A 24,600-nucleotide genomic window follows, 5' to 3' on the forward strand; every position below is an offset into this window, starting at 1 on the left:
CTCTTACCAGGAATAACAATAACAAGGTCAGTTATCTTTCGCAGTACGCGTTTTCAGCTTCACATGGTGTGAACCGAGGGCACAAGGGATAACCGGCTCAAATAAAGGAATAACAATGAAAACCAATTATTCTCGCAGGGATTTTCTGGCCATGTCGGCCAAGGGTGTGGGTGCCGCCGTTGTCTCCTATGGCCTGATGGGCTGTTCAAGCAGTGACGACGATAAGCAAGAAACCGCCCCTAAGGTTCAATTTCTACACGGTATCGCCAGTGGTGACCCTACCCCCAGCGCAGTGATCCTCTGGACTCGAGTAACCCCTGACACCGACGGTGATGTCAAGGTGGGTTGGGAGATAGCTTCCGACGCCAATTTTACCCAGATGATCTCAAACGGCGAGACCACCACTAACGCCGATCGCGATTACACAGTGAAGGTCGATGCCATCGGCCTGGATTCGGGTACCGCTTATTATTATCGCTTCATGTCGGGTGAGCAGGTCTCAAGTGTCGGCATGACCAAGACGCTGCCAGAAGGTGCCGTCGAGCAGGTCAAGCTGGCGGTGATGTCTTGCGCCAACTTCCCAGCCGGTTACTTCAACGTCTATGAGCTGGCGGGTCAGCAGGAAGGGCTGGACGCCGTGGTGCACCTGGGTGACTACATCTATGAGTATGGCCGCGGCGGTTATGCCAGCGAACATGCTGCCGAGCTTGGTCGTGAAGTACTGCCTGCCGGTGAACTCTTTACCCTGTCAGACTATCGCACCCGTTACGGTCAATACCGCAGCGACGAGTCTCTACAGACCCTGCATGCCAAAGTGCCTTTCATCACAGTTTGGGATGACCATGAGGTGGCAAACGACACCTGGTCTGGCGGCGCCGAAAACCACAACGAGGGTGAGGGCGACTTCGAGGCCCGTAAGATGGGCGCCCTGCAAGCCTATTTCGAATGGCTGCCTATCCGTCCATGGCGCGAGGGCAACCACGAGGAAATTTATCGCTCATTCAGCTTCGGCGATCTGGTCGACCTGCACATGCTAGACACTCGCGTACTGGCTCGTGACAAGCAGCTGGACTACGCCGACTATGTCGATGCCACCACAGGTGCCATGGACAGTGCCCGCTTCATGGCGGATGTCACCAGCACAGAGCGGACTTTGCTGGGGGCCGAGCAGCTACAGTGGTTGCAGGCCAGCCTGCTGGGCGCCACGGGTAAGTGGCAGGTGCTGGGACAACAGATATTGATGGGCACCATGATGCTGCCGGCCGCGATCGCCATGCAGAAGCTCTCTGTCTATGAATATGCCGAGCTAGGCGCGTTGGCGCAGCTGGCGGCCCGTGCGGCGGCCAATGATCCGACCCTGACGCCACAGGAATACAGCTTCCTCATAGGTAACCAGTACAAGTTGACGCCTGAGGTGATGGCGCTGCTGCAACTGCCTTCTATCCCCTACAACCTGGATGCCTGGGATGGCTACGCCTATGAGCGTGAGGTGATCCTGGCAACGGCCAAGCAGAAGGGCGCTAACCTGGTGGTGATCGCCGGTGATACCCATAACGCCTGGGCCAACGAGCTTAAGGACAGCCATGGGGACCTGGTGGGCGTAGAGTATGCGACCAGCTCGGTATCCTCTCCTGGACTCGAGTATTACCTCGGCATTCCCGCCGACCAGCAGAGCGTGACCGAGGCCGGCGTCGTCGACCTGGTCGATGGCCTCAAGTACACCAACTTAAGGGATCGCGGTTTCATGGTGCTGACCTTCACCTCTGAGGCGGTGCGCAGCGACTGGCACTTTGTCGATACCATTCTCGACAGCGAGTTCAGCGAGGCGACTGAGAAGCATTACGCGGCGATGACCATGGCGGGTGAGCCTAAGATCACTGCGGCATAAGCCAAATTTAAGCCGACAAAGCCGCCCTCGAGGCGGCTTTTTTACCTTTAAAAGTGCATCCTCCGTCCAAGTTTCGTTATTTAGTTCTGCATGGGGGAATTTTTTAGTATAAAATTCAGCTCCAAATCCCGCAGCGTCGATTGTCGTCGTGTTGAAGTTCAATACGCGCCCCTTGTGCTACGCTGGATTTGGGGCGAAGCCTAATCGATGGATTACCTTCCTCCCTCTCAAAGACCAAATAGAACAAGATGGGGACGGCCTGATGTCTGAGAAACACTTTATTACCGCACAGGAATTGCTGGAAGATTCTTTTCGCCTAGCGGCGCAAGTTTATGAGAGCGGTTTTAGACCACAGTTTATTGTCGGCATATGGCGTGGCGGTGCTCCGATAGGGATTGCGGTCCAGGAATATTTCGATTTCAAGAAGGTCGAGACGGACCATATCGCCGTGCGTACCTCCTCTTACTATGGCATTGGCACTGATAAGCAGAGCAAGCAGATCAAGGTGCATGGCCTGCACTATATCGTAGAGAACGCTAACGCCGATGACGGCCTGCTGATTGTCGACGATGTGTTCGACTCTGGCCGCAGCATCCACGCCCTGAAAGAGAAGCTGGCGGAGCTGATGCGCCTCAATATGCCAACCGACGTGCGTATTGCCTGCCCTTACTACAAGCCGAAGAATACCGCGGTATCTTTGAAGCCGGACTACTTCATCCACGAGTCTGAAGACTGGTTGGTGTTCCCACACGAAGTTTCTGGCCTGTCGCCAGAGGAGATCGCCAACGGTAAGGGCGATCTGAAGAACATCAAAGAGCTTTTCGTGTAACGCGTTAAGCCATGATTAGTAACATAAAAAATGCCACTCTAGGGTGGCATTTTTTATGCTGCTAATTCTTGCTCTAGCCTGGTTATAGCTTGTCTATCTCGTCACCCAGCTGATAGGCCTTGTCTGTGACTATCTTCTCCAGGGTGGCGATGCGGGATTTGAGTTTATCTATCTCGGCCTTAAGTGCATCAATTTCACTGTTGTCTACACTGGCCTGTCGCCTGTTGTGTTCCTTAAAGGCGGCGAATGCGAATGCGCCTATGATGGCGATGGCGGCGAGTTGAAAAATGCCCATGGGCTTGCTCCTGTTTATGCTAGGGCCTGTAGACCTAGACGTCCCAATGTCTGTTATCTCACTATAACCCAAAAATGTTTCGCTACCAGGCCCTTATCCTGTTTTATCTATGCTGCTTACGAGGGGCTGACTCGATCTACCTATATTAGGGATTTGGCTGCATCGCCTCTTGCACCCGGATACATTCTTGCTCGGCGGCTATGGTCCGATTGATGCCTCTCAGGGTCGTTGGGCTATAGCCCTCTGGTTTATCGAGCAGTGCCTGCAGCCTGAGCAGGCTGGCGTAACTGCAGCTTCTGGGCAGCAGGTTAGCCGTGTAGCTCTGCATGAATGCCTGGCTGTTGCGTTTGTCCACCTCGGCAAGTTCTGCCAGACGCTGCTCGGCGCTGGCCTGACTCGGGGCCTTCTGCTCGCTGGGGTAGAGGTGGCGCATCACCTGAGTTAATTTCTCCAGCAGCTGAGGATCGCTCTCCTTGCTGTGAGCCTGGATTCGCTCGAACCACTGGCGTTTCTCCTTGGCGCTGGGACGGGCCACCAGGGCGCCGAGCGCCGCCGCTTGCCCCTCGGGCGAAGTATCCTTCTGTTTCTCCTTGAGCAGCAGGCGTTCACTGCCTGGATAGTCATAGCGATTAAGGTGGGTGATTATCTGCCAGCGGCGCTCTGGCGTGAGCGTGATGCCGGGCAGTGACTCTCTCTCATCGAGCAGCGCAGCAAGGTGACTCTTGGCTTGATGACTGACGGCAAAATGCAGGTAGTTGTCGAACCACAGAGATTGCAGCGCGGGATCAGCCTTGTTGCTGATGGTCAGGCGCAGGCTCATCTGGGCGATGGCGTTGAGGGCCTGACGGCTATAGCGCTGCTGATTGGGACTCATCTGCTCCAGCAGGGCCTTGGCCTGTTTAAGCTGGTCTTGAGCACTGACCAGCACCTGGGGATCGGTTTCAGCTGGCAGGTTCACCAGGGTGCTGCCGATAAAGCGGGGCAGGGGCAGTTCGCCCGCCAGCACAGACTCCCACAGGGATTGCCACAGCATGCGTCTGAGATCGGATTCTTCCAGGCTGCCAAGGTGCAAGAGGGCCGTCTCGAGAGAGGCCTTGTCCAGCTTGACCCTGACGTAGGCCTTGTTCTGATAGTTGCTAAACACCAAGTCGGGACAGCGCACTCCTTTGAGGCGCTTGACCTCGGTGCTCGCGCCCTGGTAATTGACTTCGCTCACCAGATTCTTGTGCAGGCCATGTCGCCCCAGGGTAAACAGACCTAGCTTGACCCTCTGTGTGCTAGCCAGATCGCCGTTATGTTGTTTGAGGTCAAAGCGCGATATGCGATCGCCTGCGCAGCTGAACTCTGCCTCAAGGCGGGTAACGCCGGCGCGCTTAAAGGCCGCCTGGCTCCATTGGCTCAGGGGCTGTTTGGTAACCTGCTCTAGGCTCGAAATAAAGTCATTCAGGTCGGCATTTTGCAGGGCAAAGCGCTCGAGATAATTGCCAATGCCCTGATAGAAGTTGGTATCGCCCAGCATAAATTTCAGCTGATTAAGTTGGGCGATCGCCTTGTTTTGACTCGGCAGGGGATCTTGCGAAAACAGCTCCAGGCTGTTGGCGATCTGCTGCTCCACCTGCTCTGGGCTGCGGATAAAACTCTGTTGCTCATCGGCCTGAGTCTGGCCAAACAGCTGGGCCTCGCCGTCGTCGGCAACCAGATAGGCCAGACTCTGATTGAGCCAGAGCTGATCCCACCACTTGAGGGTGACCAGATTGCCCAGCCACTGCTCGGCCAATGCCCGCAGGATCTCACGGCGAGGTGTGCCCTGGGGCAGGTTTCGCTCATCGAAGGCGGTCTGAGCCTGACTGGCGCGAAACTCACTCGGCAGGTGAGGCACGATTGCCTGGGTGTAGTGACCGAAGGGGTACTTGCTGCCAAGACGCTGCTGATAATGGCTAAGGGCCTGCTGGGTTTGTGACAGCCAGGTCTCGGCATCGATTGATTCTGCCTGGGACTGACGGGCGAACAGCAGCAGCGCTATGCCCTCGGCCTCACTCTGCCAGGTTTGATAAGGCCCCGCGAGCAGGGAGAAGTTATGGGGGCTGACCGGCTCGCTCTGCATAAACTGCCAAAGACTGTTTTCGCCTGCTGGCTGATGGTTCTCGCCCACAGTCTGACGGCTCTCATCTAATGCCTGATGGCTCTCGCCCATTGGCTGATGGCTCTGCACCTTGGCCGCGCTGGCGACTTGCCAGTCGCTGGGTGCCAACACGCTCAGCCGATAGCTGGCCCTGAGATCTGGCTGATCAAACTGCGGCGCCAGGGTCTGGGCGCTGGAGGGCAGGAAATGGCTGTAGAGATAGCGAAGACCATCCTTGGGGTCGATAAACTCGATAAGCCCTTGGTCTTCATGGCTGTAGGGACTGCTAAAGTCCACCTTTATCAGGTTGGCGCCGCCCTGTAACAGGCTGGCCGGGATCACCAGAGTGTGGCCATCATAGTTGGGGTAAAGTTTCTGGCCGTTGATGACAAGTTGACTGATGAGCGCCTGCTCCAGATCTAGGCTCAAGGCCTGCTGGGTATCGGCTAACTGAAACTGGATCTGCGCCTCGCCCTTGAAGCGTCTCGCCTGGGTAAGGTCGAGGTGCAGCTGGTAGCTGACCTGACTAACTCTGCTGGCACGCTGCTTGGCGACACTGGCGCTGATGCCGAGGGACTTTTCGCTGCGCTGGTTGCTGCCGGGGGAGGTGCTTTGACATGCGCCGATAAGGAGGCAGAGGAGGAGGCTAGCGCACAGGGAAAACAGTCTCAAAATGGGTCCTTCTTATTCTATAGGCTCGAGGGCTTGTCGGTTTGGCTGGCAGTCAAGGGGCGGGTAAACAGCCGCATCACGAATGAGTGCCAAGGGCCGCCACATTCTACCCGACTCTACCGCTCGGCAGTAGAATTTATCGACAAAAATTCTGTCTCTTCGCCTGCTTTAGGCGATTGCTCGCCGATGACAAGAGATAAAAAAACCAGCCTTGGGCTGGTTTTTTATAGGAACTGCTGGCTTACATGCCGAGGAAAGACTTCGACTTGGTCTTGCGGATCTCTTTCTCGTCAGACCATTCGATCAGGCCGGTTTCCAGATCCATCAGGCGCATGGTCATCTTGTAGTAGACATCCTTAGTGCTGCCATCTTGCTTAACTATGCTCGACAGGTTGCCGTACAGCATATACTGAGCACCGATCTGACGGCCGAAGTTGATGGCGGTCGATGGGTCGACCATGCCGGCATTGTTTTGATAATCCAGTTGCTTGCGTACCGTGTCGACCTTAGTCATGTCGATGAAGCGGAACTTACCTGAGCGCAGCAGCTTGTTGCTGATGGAGTCGGTAACCGATTCGGTGTCGATATGCTCTGAGGTCTTGTTCTTAATCTTGTCGACGAAGATGACGGGACGATCTTTGGCTGTCATGGCGACCACTGGCGGGAAGCTCAGCATGCTGTCGACCATCTTGGCAGTGATCGCCTGAAGATCCGTAGAACCGAAGTTTTCATTAACGGTTTCGACTTCAGTTGCATCACCGTACTGCACCTTAGATTGACAGCCCGCCAGGCCAATCGCCACGGCGATGATAAAAATGAGGTTGAATTTTTTCATAAAAATACCGATTCCTTAGTCTTGATTAGATGATTATTGAATAAAAACGGGTGAAATTACCAGTCTCAATTATCCAAATTAATGTGGTTTTATCGCTTTGTACGTCAATCGCTTGCGTCTGGGACTGCCCCAGGCGGATTTGATACTGGCCCGCATCCAGATAACGCCGTCCTAACTGTGCCTGCTTGGGCAGGGTCAACCAGCTACGCCTGTCGGCCTGCTCTGTGACCACGTTAAAGATCTGCATGGCGATGGCGCCGGCATCGAACTCATCATTGCGCCGCTTAGATTCACTGCGCACGCTGCGGGCCATCTCTGCCTTGGCGTAGATCCTCGCGGCCTGGCGAAACAGGGCGCTGGGGAGCTCCTCCTTGAGGGCGGTGATCGCCAGGGCGTCGATATTGGCGAGTGGCGCCGTTTGTAGCACTGTGCCTAGGCCGACGATCTCCCCTTGAGGCGCGCTTACCCTGCCCGGGGCATAGGTGGCCAGGGATGCTGTCTGCCAGTTGCCGTGGATACGAAACGGCACGGTAAAGCTTTGCTTCTCGGGGACAAATCCCCGCTCGAGCAGGATCACCACCTGGCCCTGTCCTGCCTTTGCCAGCTTGGCGTCGCCCCAACGACGCTTAAACTCTTCATACTGTGGCATGGCCAGTTTCTTGGCCAGACGCACCAGATCTTGCTGCAGATAGGGGTTGTCAGGGCTTATCTGCGCCGCCTTGCGATAATCGATGAAGGCGTCGTTCTCTTCCCCTAGCAGCTCATGCAGCAGGCCTGTGGTGTAGTAACTATAGGCGTTGAGGAAGGAACTAGTGGTGGTGCCTGCCGCCTGCCCGAGTCGATTGACCTCGGCGTCTATGGTGCCGTTGGCCATCGCCTGCACCGAGGCCTGGGATTTCTGGTATCTGGCCTGCTCGCTCTGTTGTAGCTCGTTGCTGCGCCTGACCTCCACCAGTGCCCCCTGACTGTCTCGGCTAAAGAGATAGTTTAAGGCCTGATATTGGTGCAGCATGATGCGCTCATAACCTGGGCCGCGATAGGGGATCACATTGTCGTTGATAAACAAACTGCTGGCGGTGGCGCCAAGGTCGGATGCGCTGATCACCGCCTGCTCATCAAACTTCTGGTAGGCATCGACCGCCTGCCGGTAATAGGCTTTGCTGGCCTCGAAGTTGCCGGTGATCTGGGCGATACGCCCCGCTTCCTGGGCGTACAGCAGCCCATCTTGTCCCGTGATGGCATCGTCGAACTGTCGATAGAGGGCGGCATCGCCTTGCCTGCCGAGCTCGGCCTTCACCGGTGCCAACTGAGAGGGGTAGCTGATGAACACGCTGTTAAAGGCGCAGCCCGATAGGGTGAGCGACAAGAGCGCGCCGGCAAATGCCGCGCGGTATCGACTTGAGACTCGGTTATGGGGGCTGCTTTGGTGTGGCATAGCGGGTCAGATCCTTTGTAAAGCAAGTTCCGTCAAATGGCTCCGCGCCCAGCGCGGCATCGATTTAATAGTGAGGTGGTGGCGTCTCTTCCGCCTGACTGGCGATGTTGCTGGGTTCGACCTGGGAGAGCTTGCTGGTGAGCAGGCGTAACTTCTCCTGTTGGTCCGCCAGCAGGTCATTGAGCCTGATCACCTGCTGGTTCAGTGACTCTATGGTGTCATCCTGAAAAGCCAGTTTCATCTCAAGATCTTCGATTCGTTGTTCTAGTTGCACCAATTTAAATCCTCTATCAATCGGGCTTGGGCCAGGTCTCCAGCAAGCCATTGCTGCTAAAGCTGATGATCTGCCCATTAATGGTTTCAGCCACAGAGTATACAACGGCGCCCTTGATTTGGGCACGCTCGGTGCGGGTAACTTGCCAGTTGGCGCGCATTTTTCCATCGGCTACCCGCCAAACGCTCACTTCTCTGGCGGGAGTGCCCGTTAGCAGTGTCTGATTATCTTTGGTAAAGCGCGCGGTGGAAAAGTTCATTGTGCGGCGTTTTATTTTAAGCGACGACACAGGTTTACCTGTCTGGGTCTGCCAGATGTCGGCCTTGTTGGTGCTGTCGGCGGCAAACGCCAGGCTGGCATCTTGACTCAGGCTCACCTCTAATACCCGGCTGGGGAGTTGCCACTGGTGCAAAGGCTGGCCCGTGTTGGCCTGCCAGAGGAAGACTTTATTGTCGTTGCCGCCCGACAGCGCCCAGCGGCCGTCGGCGGACAGGGCGACGCTGTTGACCTTTTCGCTGTGGCCGAGAAATTTGATCAGGGTATCTGTCTGGTGATTGAGCGACATGACGCTGCCGTCGGTGAGGCCGATGAGCAGGGTACCGTTATCGGCCAGCGCCAGACACTGACCGTTGGCGGGCAGGGACCACCATCCCAAGGGTTGACCGTCGTCCATGTTCCACAGGGCCACCGAGTCGCGGCTGAGGGAGGCGGCATATTTCAGGTTGTCCGACAGGGCCGTGGCTATCGCCGTGCCGCCCGCTTTACCGTGGAGCCACTGATATTTAAGCGTTTTCTTGCTGAGGTCCCAGAGCTGTAGGTTGTTGCTGGTGGTGCTGACTAACAGATATCGGGCCTGGGGGGAGAGGCTGGCGTCATAGCTGGGTTCGGCGACCAGGCTGCTCACCTCGGGCTTAGGCTGGCAAGCGCTCAGCAGGAGTGTACAAGCAATCAGTGTACAAAAATGTAGCAATCTGGTTCTGCTCATGAACTTGTTCCTGGTTGCGTTGTCTCTAGCTCAAAGGTTTTCGCCTGGCGTAAGGGCGCCAGCCGACATTGATGAAACTTAATCAATGTAATTGGTATATGTTAATTAACTAGTATAAAGTGGTTCGTCTTAGAAGAGTAAGGTTATTGTAACCACAAGAAAATGCTGAGGAAGCTTTAATGAAGTCCATTTATAAAATGTCACTGGTCGCGTTGGCGGTGGTTGGTCTAACTGCTTGTAACCAAGAACAAAAAGTAACAAAACCGGCAGAAGTTAAACTTGAGACCCAAGCGCAGAAGCAAGCCTATAGTGTAGGTGCGTCTATCGGTAAATATATGTCTGGTCATATCAAAGAGCAGGAAGAGCTAGGTCTACCAGTCGATCGTAGCCTGATCATTCAAGGCTTTAGCAATGGTCTGAACGATGAGCTTAAGCTGACTGAAGAAGAGATGCAGACAGTACTGCAAGGCCTAGACGAGCAGCTAAATGAGAAGCGTCAGGCGCAAGCCACTGCACTGGCAGAGAAAGCCAAGGCTGAGAGCGCGGCTTTCTTAGAAGCCAACAAGGCAAAAGAAGGCGTAACGACCACAGATTCAGGTCTGCAGTATGAAGTGATCACCGAAGGTACTGGCGACAAGCCAAGCGCCGAAGACACGGTTGAAGTGCACTATGTGGGCACACTGATCGACGGCACCGAGTTCGATAGCTCTATCGCCCGTGGTCAGAGCGCTAAGTTCCCGCTAAACCGCGTTATCCCAGGTTGGACCGAGGGTGTTCAGCTGATGTCTGTGGGTTCTAAGTACCGTTTCGTGATCCCAGCCGAGCTGGCCTATGGTAGCCGCGACACAGGTAGCATTCCAGCTAACTCTACGCTGATCTTCGAAGTTGAGCTGCTTTCTATCGAGAAAGCTGCGCCAGCAGCAGAAGAAGCCGCAGCGGCTAAGTAAGCCATGCTGCTATAGGTTTGGAAAGGGGCGCTTAGGCGCCCTTTTTTGTGGCCGAAAGAAAAGACTGTGAGAACCGCATATGTGAACAGCGAGGGGGAATTTTCGCCGCTTAGCGCAAGGGGAATCGGATAACTCTGGCATTGTCTCGGCCTTAGGTTAGAATTTGCAAGGTAACCTTGGGGAAGACAGCTTATGGAATATGAATTTCGCCGCAACACATTGACCGGCACCCTGGTGGCTCAGTTCACCATGGATCATGAGATTATGGGGCTTTGGTTTGTCGATGAGCTGGGCGAAGATAAGGCGCTTATCGCTCAGATTGCCTCGACTATCGAGGCATTGCAGCAGGGTAAGCTGACAGAGCAAGGTTTTATCGGTAAAGCCATCTCTCTCGAGCTGGATGAAGAGCAGGCCAGAGTATTTGCCAACGCCCTTGAGATGGATGACGACACCTTGCTGGATGAGTCCATGTCCCTGTATGACGGTGAGTCCCAGGCTTTCTGTGGCCTTGAGGATTTTGAGGCGGCGCTCAAGAGCTGGCAGGCCTTCATCGAAGAGAGCCGATAAGCAGAAAAAGCACGGGAAATCTTGCAAAGAAAAAGGCAGCTCAGGCTGCCTTTTTACGTTTTAGCTGTTTTGACCGGCGTAGCACCTAGGCTCACTGGTTAAGGTAGCGTACCGCCATCTCTGTACGTGACTTGGCGTTGGCCTTGCGCAGCAGGTTCTTCACATGCACCTTGACCGTGCCTTCGCTGATATGCAGCTGCTCTGAGATCACCCGGTTGCTCTTGCCTTCGGCCAGTTGCTCGAGGATCTGTAGCTCTCTCGGGGTCAGGTTGTCTATCCAGGCCTGCTCGTCGGCGCCATCTTTCAGCTCATAGATGAAGTCTTCCACCGACTCAGAGATCACTCTGTGACCCTGCATGGCATTCTTCAGCTTCTCCAGCAGCAGATCTGGCTCTGTGTCTTTCAGTAGGTAACCGTCGGCGCCGGCCCTGACCAGGCGGATAACGTCCTGCTTGGCATCGGATACCGTGAGGATCACGATGCGGCTGGTGACCCCTTCCTGACGTAAGGCATTGAGGGTATCAAGCCCTGTCATTCCCTTCATGTTGAGGTCCAGTAGCACGATATCTGGTTCGTTTTCGGCAATTGCCGACAGGGCATCTAGGCCGCTGCCTGCTTCACCAAACAGGGTGAAGTCTGAGTCAGAGGTGATAAGTTGACAGATCCCGCGACGTAGCAGGGGATGATCGTCTACGACCAAAACTGAATATGGTTTGCCCATTATATTGCCTCCACTGAGGTCTGTTTTATTTAAAAATTAGTATCTTATTTCACCAGCATCCCTACTGGCGCGGCTCTTGTTCGGGCGGGAAAAGCAAGGTGACTGTGGTTCCGCCCTGTTCATTGCTGCTGAAGTCTACCACACCCGAGAGGCGACTTGCGCGTTCATGCATGATTCCTATGCCAAAATGTTGATCCCTCTCCTTGAGCTTCTCAAGGCCAACGCCGTCGTCGCTGATGCTGATCTTGACGTTGTTACCGCTACGGGTACAACAGATATGAATATGATCCGCCTGGGCATGCTTGATGGCGTTGAGGGTCGCCTCACGGGTGAGCTGCAGCACATGAATGTGTTGATGAGCGCCGAGCAGCTGGATAGGCAGCTTATCTTCCAGGGTGATCTTGGCCGTAGTTTGTCCCCTGAGCTGGTCGAGCATCATCTCGATCGCATGATTGAGGTTGGGATCTTTAATGGTCAGGCGGAAGGTAGACAGCAGCTCACGCAGCTGCACATAGGCGGTGTTGACCCCTTCGTTGATCTCCTTGAGCTGCTCCTCTACCTGAGGGCTGCGACACTGGCTGTCCAGCCCCTTGGAGAGCAGGTTGACCTGGATCTTGAGAAACGAGAGTAGCTGACCCAGAGAGTCGTGCAGCTCACGGGCGATCACGCCGCGCTCCTCCATCAGTGCCAGTTGCTGGCGCTGCTCGCCGGCGTTATAGATGACGATGGAGCGGGCCAGCATGATGGCGAAGTTCTCGAACAAGGGGTGATTGATTTCACCCAGGGCAGTGACCTCAAGATAGCCCAGTTCGTTGTCGGCAAATTTCAATGGGAAACGGGTCTGGCTGCGCGAGGCGATGGGCCAGCCGCCGTCGGCATCTATGTAGAGCTTCTCTTTATCATCTTGGGCGATCACCAGGCGCAGGAAACTGTTGGGTTCGTGGGCCCTGAGCTGATTCAGCGCTTGTTTCAGGGTACTGATCTCCAGCTTGCCCGAGTGCAGCATCACCAGGTTGTCGTAGAGCAGCTTGAGCTCGTTGTTGGCGCGGGTGAGGGCGAAGGTCTTCTCTTTGACCTGATTTTCCAGGTTGTTATAGAGGGTCGACAGCTCTTTGGCACTGGTGGCCAGGGCGTTGCTGAGCGAGCTGAGCTCAATATATTCGCTATCTGGCATGGTGACATCGAACTCCCCCTTAGAGATGGTGTTGGCCGACTCCATCAACTGATTGAGGGGGGTGACCACCTTACGCTTGGTAAAGCGTACGGCGAAGAAGGCGATCAGTAACATGAGCCCCAGGCCGGTGATCTGGCTGGCGGCCAGCAGCTTGAGCTTGAAGGCAGCGAACTCCTCGGTTTCCAGCACGAAGAGATCTATGGTGTCGACGAAATCTTTGAGGGCGGAGACATAGAGGCGTGAGTTCTCCTCTTCAATATATTGCTTCATCACCTGCCATTTCTGGATAACCAACAGGTATTGGGAGGCGAGATCGTCTGGGGTCATCCAGTCGAGTGAGCGTTTCAGTGCATCCGAGTGGAGGGTGGCCTCAAACTCTCTAATTTTGTCGTCGGCTCCCTCGCTGCCAGAGTTGGCGTAGAACATCAGACGGTAACTCTGCATACGCAGCGAGCCGGAGGCGTTGATGGCTCTGGCGTCTCCCAGGCTATAAGCCAAATTAGCTATGGCGAAGGTGGCGAGTCCACTGGAAAGTAAAATTAAGGCCAGCATTAACCTTAATATGGTGGAGGTGAGGCTGCCTTTCTTCATGTATTAGAACTCATTAAATTATAGGGAAAAATCGGAAATTTGGACTATGATACTTGTTTAGCAATTGCTGATAAAATTAACAAGGTGATAAAAATGTGACCAACAACACATTCACATTATGATCTGCCTCAAGTTTTGACCCGGATACCCCATAAGGGGTATATTTTTAACGGGGTTAAGGGACTAACTTTGGCCTTGGAGATGTTGTGGTTTTTAAGACTACTATAAAAAGTAACACGGAGATGAGATGGTGAGAACATTAACTACAAAAACCTTTGCACTGAGTGCTTTGGTCGCCGCTGGCCTGATGGCTACCGGCGTGATGGCAAGTGACAAGACTGAGCCACGTAACGAAGTCTACAAAGACAAGTTTTCTAAGCAGTACAACAGCTGGCATGACACAGCCGAAAGCAAAGAAGTTGTCGATATGCTTGAAGAAGTTCCTAGCCTGGTTGTGTTGTGGGCAGGTTACGGCTTCGCAAAAGATTATAATGCACCTCGTGGTCATATGTATGCGGTAACCGACGTACGTAACACACTGCGTACCGGTGCACCTAAGTCTGCCGAAGATGGCCCAATGCCAATGGCATGTTGGTCATGTAAGAGCCCAGACGTGCCTCGCGTGATCGAAGAGCAGGGCGAAGATGGCTACTTCACTGGTAAGTGGTACAAAGGTGGCGCAGAAATCGTGAACACTATCGGTTGTTCTGACTGTCACGAGAAAGGCTCTTCTAAACTACGTATGTCTCGTCCATTCGCCGAGCGCGCCATGGCAACACTAGGCACGCCATTTGACAAGGCTTCTAAGAAAGACAAGCAGTCTATGGTGTGTGGTCAGTGTCACGTAGAGTACTACTTCGAGAAGACCAAAGATCGCAAAGGTTTTGTTAAGTTCCCTTGGGATATGGGCACAACTGTTGAGCAGATGGAAGTCTACTACGACAACATGGAGTTCAAAGACTGGACTCACGCCGTATCTAAGACTCCTATGCTGAAAGCACAGCACCCTGGTTATGAAACTTGGCAGCTAGGCGTACACGGTAAGAACAACGTTACTTGTACCGACTGTCATATGCCTAAGGTGAAGAATGCTGAAGGCCGTAAGTTTACCGACCACAAGGTAGGTAACCCATTCGACCGCTTCGAAGAGACTTGTGCGACTTGTCATACTCAAAGCAAGGAGTTCATGGTTAACCTGACGAAAGAGCGCAAAGTTAAGGTTGCTGACCTTAAGGCACGTGCCGAGTCTCAGCTAGTTAAGGCGCACTTCGAAGCTAAAGCGGCTTGGGATGCGGGTGCAACTGAAGCTGAAATGAAGCCAATCTTAATGGATATCCGTCACGCTCAATGGCGCTGGGACTATGCAACTGCCTCTCACGGTGTTGCGGCTCACGCAGCTGACGAAGCGCTACGCATCCTAGGTACTGCGGTAGATAAGGCTGGTGATGCACGCATCAAACTAGCTCAACTGCTAGCAACCAAAGGTGTTAAGCAGCCTATCGCCTTCCCAGATGTTTCTACCAAGGCCAAGGCGCAAGCTGCATTGGGTATGGACATGAACAAGTTGAATGCCGACAAGGCTGAGTTCAAGAAGACTGTACTGCCTAAGTGGGATGCAGAAGCTAAGAAGCGCGAAGCAACTTACTAATTTCCCCCCCCCCTGCATAGTAAAAGCCCCGGTTATCCGGGGCTTTTTTATCTCTTCACTATTTCAATTTTCTACTACTTTATCAGTTTCAGCAGGGCCCTGAATCTGTCGCCACTGGCCTCTGCCTGTAGCTCGAACAACAAAGACTCGCAGTTGGTCAGCAGGGCGCCGTGCTGGGTCATCATCTCACAGCCTAACCGCTTATTGGCCTCGGTTCGCGAGGAGACGGCGTCGGTCACCAAGTGCACCTCATATTCGTTGTCCAGCAGATCCCGGCAGGTCTGATAGACGCAGATGTGGGTCTCTATGCCGGCGAGCAACACCTTGGGCCTGCCATACTGCTGTAGTGCCTGTCTGAAGGGCTCGGCGTGCCAGCCGCTAAAGTGAGCCTTGGGGATAGGCTGATAATGAGGCGTCAGCAGCTCGGCCAATGCCGGGCTAGTGGCCCCCAGCTTTTCGGGCAGCTGCTCAAGCCAGACGACAGGGATCTCAAACAGCTCAGCCGCCTTTACCAGTGTGGTGAGCCGGGTTTCCAGTTCCTCTGCCTGGTGCATCAGGGTGGCCAGCTTTCCCTGGACATCGACGATGACGAGTACACATTCCTGTGGTTGCAACATAGGGCGCTCCTCTATGGGTGATGACTCCATCATACCCGGATAATTTCGCCACCCAATTCGTCATAAGTCGAATAGGCGACTGCGCTATTTTTGTGCGCTCGGTGCATAGTCGCACCTAATTGGTGCATTTATATGCAGCATGAAGGGCGTCGCTATTACTAAGTTTATGAATGTTAAAGTTTTGTAATGTTGGCCTGATGATTGAATTGCCTTTGGCATCAGCAAGAATACTAAGATGAGTCGGAGGCGGTAATGAAATTAATCAGCGCAATAATCAAGCCATTCAAACTCGATGATGTGCGAGAAGCCATTGCAGGGTTGGGGATTGAGGGGATGACGGTGACCGAGGTGAAGGGGTTCGGACGTCAGAAAGGCCATACAGAGCTCTATCGTGGCGCCGAATACCAGGTGGATTTTCTGCCTAAGGTTAAACTGGATATCGCTACTAAGGCTGAAAACGTCGATCACCTTATCGAGTCCATCGTCGCGGCGGCGCATACGGGCAAGATAGGCGACGGCAAGATTTTCGTGACGGATCTCGATCAGGTGATCCGTATCCGTACCGGCGAACTCGATAACGAAGCACTTTAAGGGGGAATTCCAATGGAAGAGTTAGTAACACTAGGTGCGACAGTATCTGAGTTGAAGTTTGCTCTCGACACCTTTTATTTCTTGATCTCAGGCGCGCTGGTGATGTGGATGGCAGCTGGGTTTGCCATGTTGGAAGCGGGTCTGGTGCGCTCCAAGAACACCACAGAGATCTTAACCAAGAACGTCTGTCTCTACTCCATCGCCTGTATCATGTATCTGGTGGTGGGTTACAACATTATGTATGTGGATAACGCCGAGGGTGGCTGGTTGCCATCGTTTGCTAGCCTCATCGGTGCTCAGGCAAGCGATGCCGACCATGCGCTGGAATCGGATTTCTTCTTCCAGGTGGTGTTTGTGGCAACCGCTATGTCTATCGTCTCTGGCGCCGTTGCCGAGCGTATGAAGCTGTGGGCCTTCCTGATCTTCTCTGTGGTAATGACTGGGGTTATCTATCCTGTCGAAGGCTACTGGACCTGGGGCGGCGGTTTCCTCTCTGAGGCTGGGTTTGTCGACTTCGCCGGTAGTGGCATAGTACACATGGCGGGCGCTGCGGCGGCTATCTCGGGCGTCTTGTTACTCGGCGCTCGTAAGGGTAAGTATGGCCCTAACGGTCAGGTGAATCCTATCCCTGGTTCTAACCTGCCGATGGCAACCTTAGGCATGTTCATCTTGTGGATGGGTTGGTTCGGCTTTAACGGTGGCTCTCAGCTTTTGGTGTCTGATGCCGAGAACGCGTCGGCGGTGGCGAAGATCTTCGTTAACACCAACTCTGCAGCCGCCTTCGGCGCCGTCTCTGCCCTGGTGGTCTGTAAGATGGTATGGGGTAAGGCGGACTTGACCATGATCTTAAACGGCGCCTTGGCGGGCCTGGTGGCTATCACCGCAGATCCTTTGTCGCCATCACTGCCTCTGGCCGGAGTTATCGGCATGGTTGCCGGCGGTCTGGTGGTCTTCTCCATCGTGATGTTCGACAGAGTAAAGATTGACGATCCTGTCGGTGCTATTTCGGTGCACGGTGTTGCCGGCCTGTTCGGTGTGATGCTGGTGCCGCTGTCAAATGCCGATGCGACAGTCTTGGGTCAGCTCTATGGCGCCTCGGTCATCTTCGCCTGGGTATTCGGGGTTTCCTTCGCGGCCTGGTATATCCTCAAGATCACCATGGGGATCCGTGTCTCCGAAGAGGAAGAGTATAACGGTATGGATGCATCGGATTGCGGTATCGATGCTTACCCAGAGTTTGTCTCACTCAAGAGCGCCAGTTAACGGCTAGTCAAAACAGATTACCAAAACTGATAGTAGAATTAACAGGGTCCGTACCTCATGGTGCGGACCCTGTCTTTTGTATTATGCTATCAAAAAAATGTGGTGTAAGGAGCGCTAACATGAAGCAGTCTCTCTGGGTGTTGTTGTCGTTACTGGTCTCAATTCAGTTGCAGGCCGGTCAGGTGGTGGTGCGTAAGGCGAGCGAACCCTTCGACGCCTTCGCCGTGCGCGACAAGGTGCAGCAGGACTTTGAGTGGCGGGAATCCCTGCGTTTGCAGCAGCAGATCCAGATATTACAGAGTCTGCCCTTGGGCTGCGTGCTGTTTAAGTCGCCCTATGCCTACTATCGTTGCGGCGCGAGTTTTTATCGCCCCTATCTGTATCAAACCGAGGGCCTAGACCCTCAGCAGTTCTATATTCAGGTAGATCCGCCAGTATCTCAGTGATTGTTAATATTTTGTAACGCTTTGCGTGGGGCAAAATGAAAAAGCCTACTTTATGATAGATCTTACGGTGCCCTCATCAGCGTAGGTTTAATATGAAAAGGCTAATTGAGTATAAGCGCGCTATCTTGTTGTTATTCTTCATAGTGAGCGGTTGTGCCAGCGGCCCGGGTAAGGAAACCCTCGCTAATATCGATCAGTACTTTGCCGACGATGAATTCGCGGCGGTTGCGGTTCAGGTTACGCCGGATAAGCTATTTGCGCTGCCGACTCAGGTCACGATCGATCTGCGGCAAGATTATAAGCGCAGCCGAATGGCGCGAGACTATATTGCCGCTAACTTGTGGCTAGCCAACTACATCAACGCCGATAAAGGCGGTTTCAAATACCAAGATAATCTAACAAAGATCCCGGCGGATACCTTTAATGCGCGCGCCGGTAACTGTCTGTCGTTGGTGTTACTCAGTGCCTCGCTTGCCGATGCCTTGGGGGTCGATGTCGAGTTTCAAGAGGTCGAAGTGCCGCCCGTGTGGGACAAGGCCGGTGACTTCTATCTGGTGAATGGTCACATCAATCTGCGCCTAATTCCAAGAGAGACGAGTGATACCTTCCTTGCCGACAAAAATGCGTTGCAGATAGATTTTCTGCCCGAGCGTACCATGCGTGGCTATGCCAAAAGGCGAATCGACAGAACCACCGTCATGGCGATGTTCTATAACAATGTCGCGGCAGAGTCTCTGGTGGAGGGACGTTACGACCAGGCCTATGCCTACCTGAAACAGAGCCTGATGTTAAAGGCCGATTTTATTCCCGCCTTGAATACCCTGGCGATCCTCTATCGTTACAAGGGGCTGGATGATAGGGCGGAAAGCCTCTATAAGCTGGCGCTATCCCGAGACAGTGAGGATATGAACGCCCTGTTTAACTATGGGGTGTTACTCGCCAGTCAAGACAGGCTAGAGGAGTGGGCCAAGGTGCATAAGACCCTTGAGCTGGTTAGGATCCGCAATCCCTATTACTACTATGACATGGCGCAGCAAGCCTACTCGGAGCATGAATATCAGACGGCGCTTACCTGGTATAAACGTGCGGTAGAGAAGGCCGATTATCGCCATGAGTTCTACTTTGGACTCTCCAGGGCCTATTGGGCCACGGGCGATGAGCGCAGGGCTAAGCTGAACATGCAAAAGGCACTGTCGCTGTCGGTGGATGAATATAATCAGCGACGTTATCAGGCCAAGCTGCAGGCGATGCAGTCCCATCAAGGGATTCATTAGTCTTTTTATTCAGAGAAAATGTTATTCAGAGAAAAGGTTATTCAGAGAAAAGGTTATTCAGAGACCAGTTTATTCATAGATTAAGTCTTCTATAAACCAAGGCAAACAGGCACGTATGCCTTGGTTTAATGACCGTATAATTAGTTCACTCAATGAATCGTTAGCCGCATGAATAGCTAGCGGGTTACTTGAGAGCTTCAGGCATTTTTTCTGGTTCAAGTTCCGACTCAGGCTTAGACACTGGCTCTAGCTCTAGCTCTAGTTCGAGTTTGGGCGCGGGCGCAGAGGGAATGCTTTTCCTCACCTCCTCGGCTTCTTCTCTATCCAGTTGCGCAATACCCAGATCTATCTTTTGTGCTATAGACTGACTGTGGCAGGCTATCTTGCGCGGCGCCGCTGCAAATAGGGAGTGGCGAGAGGTTGGCTGCAGTGTGTCGACTCTAAACTTGAGTTGCTCGCGGTAGTAGTCGAAGATGCGCCCCTCTAGGATGATGGCATCGACCCGCCCGGAAAACAGCATCATCACCTGACTCTTCTGACTATTGGATTCGCCATATTGTGGGTTACTGAGCGCCATCTGATAGAAGTCTCTACCTAAGTATTGGGTCGCGTTCTGAAACCCCATGACAGAGATCCCGGCCAGATCGGCAACCGAGTCGATGGCCAGTTTATTGCTGGCCAGGGTAAACACGCTGTTTTGGTAGCTGATTAGGCTGCGGGTGTAGTAGAGACCCGCCAAGTTTTCCGGCGCATTAATGAGGCAGTCGACATTGCCACTGGCGACCTGACGAAAGGCTCGCTTATTGGGGGACAGATAGATATGGCCGATCGATAGGGACTGCTTGGCTAGCGCGGAGGCGAGACGCTCATATTGAATTCCGCTTTGACCGTTAGCAAAGAAGTAAGGGGGTATGGTGTTGCTGACCGCAAAGGAGATCTCAGTGTTAGCATTTTGTGCCAGTAGTGGGTTAGAAACTAGCATAAAACCAGATGCCAGCAGCAATCTTCTCATCGGGGGGATGGTTACCTCAACAGTGGCTGTAGCGCCATCGGCGCCGTTTCGAGAGCCTTAATGTGACTCTCTTATGACCATTAATAATCTACTATAGATAGGCTTTTGGTCGATTTCCAGATAAATGTTAACACTTTGTTTTGTTACTTCTGTTTTTTCTAGCAGGCTTAGCTGAGGAAGTTTTAAATAAAAATAATAATTTAATCTTATATAACAGATGGTTATTTTTATCTTCTTTATTTTATTAATGTTTGGTTGCAATAGCTGTGGATACTGGATAAATTGAAATCAGTAGTGCAATAGAGAGACCCTTATTTAATCCAGAGCCGGAGTGGAAAATAAATATCATGTATTATCAAACTGATGACGTTCGCATTAATAAAATTAAAGAGTTGTTACCCCCTGTCGCTATCCTCGAGCGATTTCCGGCAAGCGAAAATGCATCGGCAACAGTGTTTAACGCGCGGCAGAATATTCACAATATCCTGAAAAAAGAAGATGATCGTCTGTTGGTGATCATCGGGCCTTGTTCTATCCACGACCCTAAGGCGGCGCTGGAATATGGTGAGAGACTCGCCAAATTGCGCGAGCAATATAAGGATCAACTCGAGGTCGTGATGCGCGTCTATTTCGAGAAACCGCGCACCACAGTGGGCTGGAAGGGCCTGATCAACGACCCTTACATGGACAATAGCTTCAAGCTGAATGATGGCCTGCGCACAGCTAGAAAACTGCTATTAGATCTCAATGAGTTAGGCGTGCCGACCGCGGGTGAATTTTTAGATATGATCACGCCTCAATATGTGGCGGATCTCATGTGTTGGGGCGCTATCGGTGCTCGCACCACAGAATCACAGGTACACAGAGAGCTGGCATCTGGCCTCTCTTGCCCCGTCGGTTTTAAGAATGGTACCGATGGCACCATCAAGGTGGCTATCGATGCTATTGGCGCCGCCAGTGCGCCGCACCATTTCCTGTCGGTGACCAAGTATGGCCATTCGGCGATCGTCTCCACCAAGGGCAATCCTGATTGTCACATCATTCTGCGTGGTGGCAAGGAGCCTAACTATAGCGCCGAGCACGTGCAGGCGATCAGCGAGCAGTTGGCTAAAGCTAACCTGCCGCAAAATATCATGGTGGATTTTAGCCATGCTAACAGCAGCAAACAGTTTAAGCGCCAGATGCTGGTGGGCGAAGATGTGGCCAGCCAGGTGAGCGCCGGTGAGCGGGCGATTTTCGGTGTGATGGTTGAGAGTCACCTGGTTGAGGGACGTCAGGACTATATCGAAGGGCAGCCGTTGTGTTACGGCCAGAGCATCACAGATGCCTGTATCGGTTGGGAAGATACCGAAACCTTGCTGGCAAATTTGAATCGGTGTGTGCTCGAGCGCCGCAGCTAACGCTATGCCAGCTTTGCCCAAGGTTTTGTTAGTTGCAGAGTTAGTGACAGTCGCTTGATGCAATGCCGACCTGAAATGAAAAAGGAAGCCAATTGGCTTCCTTTTTTGCGTTCTGCTGGCCTGTTTATTTGGCTTGTTGTTTCACCAGATATTCGTTGGCTTTAGCAAGACTGCCAAAAGACGATATTAAATTGTTTTGACCCTTTTGTTGGATTTCTGGGCTGTTCGATTCTGTCATCATCCATACCCAAGTTTGTACCAATGGCAATGGAGGGTATTGCACGTCAGATGATTGTGGCATATCGGCTTCCTTTAAAAATTTGGGGTTATTCCCGCTCTGCTTTTTACTCAGCTTGAACTGCCTTAAGCTGATCTTGAGATTATCAAAATCTCCGGCAAGAGATAACAATAATTACCCCGTTGAAACACTAAACTGATAATTATTCTCTCAAGAATAATGCTTTTTTCTGGTTTTGCCATCATTTAATCAGTCAAAAGTTGTACCTGTTTGTACTGGGGACTGCACCAAAAGTCTGATATTGACCTCCTTATCTAAGGCAAAATGCTAACCCCTTGGCAAAGGCGGATAATTGAGCTAGTGGCGGGTAAGCCTACTGAGGTAAGATGGTGTATGTTATGGCTTTTATCTTAATTTCACCTAAATGCCATCGTCCTTATCTTGATGCTAGCTGGAGTTGCCATGCGTCCCACGCTCTATTTTGATGGTCCTATCGATAAACTGAACTGGCATGTCCTGAAATTGCTTTGGCCCTATTTGTTGGAGTTTAAGGGGCGAGTGATCTTGGCGCTTGCTTGTCTGGTGGTGGCCAAAATGGCGAGTGTTGGCCTGCCATTCGTGCTCAAGCAATTGGTGGATACCCTGAGTGAGGCCTCAGTCGAGCAGATGATCGCCGTGCCCATCGCCCTGGTGCTCGCGTACGGCAGCCTTCGCCTGCTCAATACGGTGATCTCAGAGGTGAGAGACACACTATTTGGCCGGGTCACCGAGCGGGCGATAAGGCGTCTTGGCTTGTCAGTGTTTGACCATCTGCACCGGCTGGATCTGGCATTTCATCTTGAGCGGCGTACCGGGGGACTGTCGCGGGATATCGAGCGCGGTACCAGCGGGGTCAGCTTCTTGATGCGCTTCATGGTATTCAACATAGTACCGACCCTGCTCGAGATAGGCCTGGTGGTGGGCATCTTGCTGTATAACTATGGCTGGGCGTTTGCGTTAATTACTCTGAGCGCGGTCGTCGCCTACATCCTCTTCTCCATCTTCGCCACCGAATGGCGTACCGGCTTCGTGCGGGAGGCGGCGATGGCCGATTCTCAGTCCAATACCCGCGCCATAGATAGCCTGCTTAACTATGAGACGGTGAAGTACTTTAACAACGAGGCCTATGAATCTGAGCAATATGATCATGCCCTCGAGCGCTGGGAAGTGGCCAAGCGTAAGAATCGACTCTCATTGTTTGCGCTCAATGCCGGTCAGGCGCTGATCATCTCGCTGGCGATGACCCTGATGTTGGCGCTGGCGGCGACTCAGGTGAGCCAAGGGGCTATGACCATAGGTGACTTTGTGCTGATCAACGCCTTCATGATGCAGCTGTTTATGCCTCTGAATTTTTTAGGCTTCGTCTACCGCGAGATCCGCGGCGCCCTGGCCAACATAGAGCGCATGTTTAGCTTGCTAGACAGGCAGCCTAAGATTGAGGATGGCCCCGATGCGACATCGCCCCAGATCGCCCAAGGGAGCCTTAAATTTGAGGGGGTGAGTTTTCGCTACGGTGACAGGCCTATCTTGTCCGATGTGAGTTTCGAGATCCCCGCCGGTCACAAGGTGGCGATAGTGGGGGATAGCGGCGCGGGAAAATCCACCATAGTGAAGCTGTTGTTTCGCTTCTATGAGACGCAGCAGGGGACTATCACCATAGATGGCCATGATACCAAGGCGCTGACTCAACACGCGCTGCGTAGCGCCATCGCCATAGTGCCCCAAGATACCGTGTTGTTTAACGACTCCCTAATGGAGAATATTCGTTATGGTCTGCCGGGGGCGAGCGATGAGCAGGTGAAGGCGGCGATAGAGCTGGCGCATCTGTCAAACTTCGTCTCGCAACTCAGCGAAGGCTGGCACACCAAGGTGGGTGAGCGCGGGTTAAAACTCTCCGGCGGCGAGAAACAGAGGGTGGCGATCGCCAGGGCGATCCTCAAGGGCTCGCCCCTATTGGTGTTCGATGAGGCGACCTCTTCGCTGGATAGCCATTCGGAGCAGGCGATCCTCAATGCGCTCAAAGAGATGGCCAAGGGGCATACGAGTCTTGTTATCGCCCACAGGCTGTCGACGGTCGTGGATGCCGACCAGATCTTGGTGCTGAGTCAGGGCAAGATAGTTGAACGTGGCGATCATCAGAGCCTGCTGGCGGCCGATGGTCTGTATAAGAAATTGTGGACCGTACAAAATCAGCATTAATTGTGTGGGATTAAGTATTCGTTCAGGTTTGATTTGCATAATATTTGTTAATAACAAACCTACGGAGGCGCTCCCATGAAAAACATCCCTATACATGCAAGTATCGAAGGCCAGGCGCGGATCGTAGATACCGATTGGCTAGCCATCATGGCGACCTTAAGAGAGCGGGGATTGGGACAGGAGGAGTTGGTGGTCGTCTATGCCCAGCTGAGCTCCTACCTGAGGGTCACGACACGGGGCTTGACCCTTGCCATGATCCCGCCCTCGACCGTAATCGAAGGTATTACGCGTGAAGTAAAGCACTACGCGAATGACTATGCGGGGATGATGTAGGGTTTGCCGCCAGACTGGCTGGCAGAAGGACTAGGCTCTTTTTGAGGTGTTGATCGGCTTCCAACCGTCACAGAGGAGGCTGAGCTTGGTATTTTGCGGCTCATAGGGGGTCAGTCTAATGATCTCTCCACCCTTGAAGCAGATTGTCTCGCCTTCAATAACCGTTAATCGGTTGCATTTTTGACAGCTAACCGACAAAGGTTTA

Annotated in this window: 23 protein-coding genes; 12 read left to right on the forward strand and 11 right to left on the reverse strand. The window is 53.1% G+C overall.

The features are described 5' to 3' along the window. Window positions 1-115 precede the first annotated feature (115 nt). Both SHEW_RS04290 and SHEW_RS04295 read left to right on the forward strand, forming a co-directional pair. Window positions 116-1,888, forward strand: a complete 1,773-nt coding sequence (locus SHEW_RS04290; protein ID WP_011864638.1) for an alkaline phosphatase D family protein — start codon at window positions 116-118, stop codon at window positions 1,886-1,888. Window positions 1,889-2,150: 262 nt separating this feature from the next. After that, window positions 2,151-2,717, forward strand: coding sequence for a phosphoribosyltransferase (locus tag SHEW_RS04295; RefSeq protein ID WP_011864639.1), 567 nt, complete (start codon window positions 2,151-2,153; stop codon window positions 2,715-2,717). A gap of 82 nt (window positions 2,718-2,799) precedes the next feature. Here SHEW_RS04295 and SHEW_RS04300 read toward each other — a convergent pair whose 3' ends face one another. From SHEW_RS04300 to SHEW_RS04325, 6 genes are all read right to left on the reverse strand, one after another. Next, on the reverse strand, window positions 2,800-3,012 hold the full coding sequence (locus tag SHEW_RS04300; protein ID WP_011864640.1) for a hypothetical protein: 213 nt from the start codon (window positions 3,010-3,012) through the stop codon (window positions 2,800-2,802). A gap of 145 nt (window positions 3,013-3,157) precedes the next feature. Further along, complete coding sequence (locus SHEW_RS04305; RefSeq protein WP_011864641.1) at window positions 3,158-5,806, reverse strand: ERAP1-like C-terminal domain-containing protein; 2,649 nt, start codon at window positions 5,804-5,806, stop codon at window positions 3,158-3,160. Between the two features lie 241 nt (window positions 5,807-6,047). Next, window positions 6,048-6,641, reverse strand: coding sequence for a penicillin-binding protein activator LpoB (lpoB, locus tag SHEW_RS04310; RefSeq protein ID WP_011864642.1), 594 nt, complete (start codon window positions 6,639-6,641; stop codon window positions 6,048-6,050). A 25-nt stretch (window positions 6,642-6,666) separates the two neighbouring features. Then, on the reverse strand, window positions 6,667-8,076 hold the full coding sequence (locus SHEW_RS04315; RefSeq protein WP_011864643.1) for a COG3014 family protein: 1,410 nt from the start codon (window positions 8,074-8,076) through the stop codon (window positions 6,667-6,669). A gap of 64 nt (window positions 8,077-8,140) precedes the next feature. Then, complete coding sequence (locus SHEW_RS04320; protein ID WP_011864644.1) at window positions 8,141-8,353, reverse strand: SlyX family protein; 213 nt, start codon at window positions 8,351-8,353, stop codon at window positions 8,141-8,143. A gap of 13 nt (window positions 8,354-8,366) precedes the next feature. Continuing rightward, the gene (locus SHEW_RS04325) at window positions 8,367-9,335 is read right to left on the reverse strand and encodes a WD40 repeat domain-containing protein (protein WP_011864645.1); all 969 of its coding nucleotides are present in this window, start codon (window positions 9,333-9,335) and stop codon (window positions 8,367-8,369) included. A gap of 179 nt (window positions 9,336-9,514) precedes the next feature. On the opposite strand from SHEW_RS04325, the gene fkpA reads away from it, so the two are divergent. Both fkpA and SHEW_RS04335 read left to right on the forward strand, forming a co-directional pair. Next, entirely contained in the window at window positions 9,515-10,282 is a 768-nt protein-coding gene (fkpA, locus tag SHEW_RS04330; RefSeq protein WP_011864646.1) for an FKBP-type peptidyl-prolyl cis-trans isomerase, read from the forward strand. 192 nt (window positions 10,283-10,474) lie between these two features. Beyond that, the gene (locus SHEW_RS04335) at window positions 10,475-10,849 is read left to right on the forward strand and encodes a YacL family protein (protein ID WP_011864647.1); all 375 of its coding nucleotides are present in this window, start codon (window positions 10,475-10,477) and stop codon (window positions 10,847-10,849) included. 91 nt (window positions 10,850-10,940) lie between these two features. Here SHEW_RS04335 and SHEW_RS04340 read toward each other — a convergent pair whose 3' ends face one another. Both SHEW_RS04340 and narQ read right to left on the reverse strand, forming a co-directional pair. After that, window positions 10,941-11,570, reverse strand: coding sequence for a response regulator (locus tag SHEW_RS04340; RefSeq protein WP_011864648.1), 630 nt, complete (start codon window positions 11,568-11,570; stop codon window positions 10,941-10,943). 61 nt (window positions 11,571-11,631) lie between these two features. Beyond that, window positions 11,632-13,335, reverse strand: coding sequence for a nitrate/nitrite two-component system sensor histidine kinase NarQ (gene narQ / locus SHEW_RS04345; RefSeq protein ID WP_011864649.1), 1,704 nt, complete (start codon window positions 13,333-13,335; stop codon window positions 11,632-11,634). A 247-nt stretch (window positions 13,336-13,582) separates the two neighbouring features. On the opposite strand from narQ, the gene nrfA reads away from it, so the two are divergent. After that, window positions 13,583-14,983 (forward strand): ammonia-forming nitrite reductase cytochrome c552 subunit, encoded by a 1,401-nt coding sequence (gene nrfA / locus SHEW_RS04350; RefSeq protein ID WP_011864650.1) that lies wholly within the window; start codon window positions 13,583-13,585, stop codon window positions 14,981-14,983. A 74-nt stretch (window positions 14,984-15,057) separates the two neighbouring features. Here nrfA and SHEW_RS04355 read toward each other — a convergent pair whose 3' ends face one another. Next, window positions 15,058-15,600: a hydrolase gene (locus SHEW_RS04355; protein WP_011864651.1), complete on the reverse strand. Its 543-nt coding sequence runs from the start codon at window positions 15,598-15,600 to the stop codon at window positions 15,058-15,060. A 252-nt stretch (window positions 15,601-15,852) separates the two neighbouring features. Between SHEW_RS04355 and SHEW_RS04360 the strand changes: the two genes are divergently transcribed. From SHEW_RS04360 to SHEW_RS04375, 4 genes are all read left to right on the forward strand, one after another. Beyond that, window positions 15,853-16,191: a P-II family nitrogen regulator gene (locus SHEW_RS04360; RefSeq protein ID WP_011864652.1), complete on the forward strand. Its 339-nt coding sequence runs from the start codon at window positions 15,853-15,855 to the stop codon at window positions 16,189-16,191. 12 nt (window positions 16,192-16,203) lie between these two features. Continuing rightward, on the forward strand, window positions 16,204-17,454 hold the full coding sequence (locus tag SHEW_RS04365) for an ammonium transporter AmtB (RefSeq protein WP_011864653.1): 1,251 nt from the start codon (window positions 16,204-16,206) through the stop codon (window positions 17,452-17,454). A gap of 119 nt (window positions 17,455-17,573) precedes the next feature. Next, window positions 17,574-17,900, forward strand: coding sequence for a hypothetical protein (locus SHEW_RS04370; protein ID WP_011864654.1), 327 nt, complete (start codon window positions 17,574-17,576; stop codon window positions 17,898-17,900). A gap of 92 nt (window positions 17,901-17,992) precedes the next feature. Further along, a complete protein-coding gene (locus SHEW_RS04375) occupies window positions 17,993-19,174 on the forward strand; it encodes a tetratricopeptide repeat protein (protein WP_011864655.1) in 1,182 nt (393 codons plus the stop codon). 184 nt (window positions 19,175-19,358) lie between these two features. Here SHEW_RS04375 and SHEW_RS04380 read toward each other — a convergent pair whose 3' ends face one another. Further along, entirely contained in the window at window positions 19,359-20,186 is an 828-nt protein-coding gene (locus SHEW_RS04380; RefSeq protein ID WP_011864656.1) for a substrate-binding periplasmic protein, read from the reverse strand. A gap of 347 nt (window positions 20,187-20,533) precedes the next feature. Between SHEW_RS04380 and aroG the strand changes: the two genes are divergently transcribed. Next, entirely contained in the window at window positions 20,534-21,586 is a 1,053-nt protein-coding gene (gene aroG / locus SHEW_RS04385) for a 3-deoxy-7-phosphoheptulonate synthase AroG (RefSeq protein WP_011864657.1), read from the forward strand. Window positions 21,587-21,710: 124 nt separating this feature from the next. Here the strand turns inward: aroG and SHEW_RS20660 are convergent, their stop codons facing one another. Continuing rightward, window positions 21,711-21,995 (reverse strand): hypothetical protein, encoded by a 285-nt coding sequence (locus SHEW_RS20660; protein ID WP_041406420.1) that lies wholly within the window; start codon window positions 21,993-21,995, stop codon window positions 21,711-21,713. 291 nt (window positions 21,996-22,286) lie between these two features. Between SHEW_RS20660 and SHEW_RS04395 the strand changes: the two genes are divergently transcribed. Both SHEW_RS04395 and SHEW_RS04400 read left to right on the forward strand, forming a co-directional pair. Next, window positions 22,287-24,062, forward strand: a complete 1,776-nt coding sequence (locus tag SHEW_RS04395) for an ABCB family ABC transporter ATP-binding protein/permease (RefSeq protein WP_011864659.1) — start codon at window positions 22,287-22,289, stop codon at window positions 24,060-24,062. 75 nt (window positions 24,063-24,137) lie between these two features. After that, window positions 24,138-24,395 carry a hypothetical protein gene (locus tag SHEW_RS04400; protein ID WP_011864660.1) on the forward strand — a complete coding sequence of 86 codons (258 nt, stop codon included), beginning with the start codon at window positions 24,138-24,140 and terminating at the stop codon, window positions 24,393-24,395. The last annotated feature ends 205 nt before the right edge of the window (window positions 24,396-24,600 follow it).

It is taken from the genome of Shewanella loihica PV-4 (assembly GCF_000016065.1).
In the GTDB taxonomy this organism is placed as follows: Bacteria; Pseudomonadota; Gammaproteobacteria; order Enterobacterales; family Shewanellaceae; genus Shewanella; species Shewanella loihica.